The sequence below is a fragment of the Dietzia cercidiphylli genome (assembly GCF_014145145.1).
GTDB lineage: Bacteria > Actinomycetota > Actinomycetes > Mycobacteriales > Mycobacteriaceae > Dietzia > Dietzia natronolimnaea.
Window position 1 is genome coordinate 1 of sequence record NZ_JAALEA010000313.1, and the last position, 1,408, is coordinate 1,408.

2 protein-coding genes and 1 pseudogene are annotated in these 1,408 nt (G+C 72.3%); 1 reads left to right on the forward strand and 2 read right to left on the reverse strand.

Annotation, left to right across the window (positions count from 1 at the left end; translation table 11 throughout):
- On the reverse strand, positions 1-409 hold a 409-nt coding region (locus G6028_RS11480), incomplete at its 3' end, for a LamB/YcsF family protein (protein ID WP_194306982.1).
- 58 nt (positions 410-467) lie between these two features.
- On the opposite strand from G6028_RS11480, the gene G6028_RS11485 reads away from it, so the two are divergent.
- Positions 468-1,124, forward strand: coding sequence for a hypothetical protein (locus G6028_RS11485; protein WP_017837894.1), 657 nt, complete (start codon positions 468-470; stop codon positions 1,122-1,124).
- Here G6028_RS11485 and G6028_RS11490 read toward each other — a convergent pair.
- Positions 1,069-1,408, reverse strand: a pseudogene (locus G6028_RS11490) (FUSC family protein); the annotation flags it as partial. The gene G6028_RS11485 and the pseudogene G6028_RS11490 sit on opposite strands and share 56 nt — an antisense overlap.

Here is a 1,408-nt window from a genome sequence, read left to right on the forward strand (position 1 = left end):
CGTGGACGATACGGTTGTAGAGGGCGCCGTGGGGCTTGACGTACCGCACCCGAGTCCCGCGGCGACGGGCTGCCATGTCCATCTCCACCAGCTGGAAGTGCACGTGGTCGGCCACCTCGGCGCGCGAGAGCTCCATCTCGGTCCGCCCGAAGTTCGCCGCGTCCCTATAGGACGGGTGCGCACCCAGCGCCACGCCCCGTTCGGCGGCGGCCGCGGCGGTCGCGGACATGGTGGGTCGGTTGCCCGCATGGAAACCGCACGCGACGTTGGCGGAGGTCACCACGTCCAGCAGCGCCGCGTCAGCGGGATCCGGCCCGGATCGCGCGGCCAGCGACCGCGACCACCGCGGCGTGCCCCGGCGGGCCTCCCCGAGGTCGCAGTTGAGGTCGATGCGGTGCACTCTGTCCATCCTGCCGTCATCGTGGCCCGGGTTCGACCCTGCGCGCCGGTGAGTCCATGATGGATGCATGATCGTCATCCGCTGCGGCTCGGCGCCGGTACCGACCGTCCTGGGCGAGCACCCGCGCGTGGAGTGCAGTGAGGTGCCCACCAAGGACGATGTGAACCGCGCGCTGTACGAGATCGGACATCGACGCCGGGTGGTGGTGTGCGGCACCGACGCCGGCCTGGCCGCGCTGCTCACGCGACTGCTGCGGACGGAGAACCTGGACATGGAGGTCGCGTACGTCGCCGAGGACCCCACTCCGGCCACCCGCGCCTACGACCTGCCCACCGGTTCGGCCGCCGCCAAGCTCGGGGTCCGGGGCGAGGCCAGGGAGGTACCGCTGATCCGGGACGAGACCGGAACGGTACTGGTGGGCGAGGCCACCGTCACCGGACCGGGCGGCGCCCACCTGGTGGGCGAGGCGTACGCCGACGACGAGCGGATCTTCTCCGGGGAGATCGACACCCTCACTGTCCGCCCGACCCCGCAGCTTCCCGGTGTCCGCGCCACAGCGGCACGGCCGCGCAGGGTGCTGAGACGCTCCTGGCTGCCGGCCCGCGCCGTTCAACTGGGGACGGAGGCGGGGGTGATCACCCGTGACGGGGTCACCGGTCGGCGGGCGGTCAAGAGGACCTCTTTCTATCGTCATACCGAGCCATGGAGGCTCGTGTCGCCCTGAGCGGGGGCATGACGGTGGCCGGACGGTCGGGGGACTCGGGCCACTCCTCCAGCAGTTCCGGCTCCACCGCGGGCGTGCGCACCGTGGGGGGCAGCGTGGCCAGCGCCGAGATCTTGCTCAGCCCCGCCACCTGCATCATGTCCACGAGGATCGAGCGGATCTGGGCCAGCATCACGGTCTCCGTCAGGCCGGAGCCCGGAACGAGCTCACGCTTGGCCCGCGCCGCCACCGCCCGCAGGGTCCGGTGCACCTCGGCGTCGGTGGGCGCGTCGGGATCCGCCGCC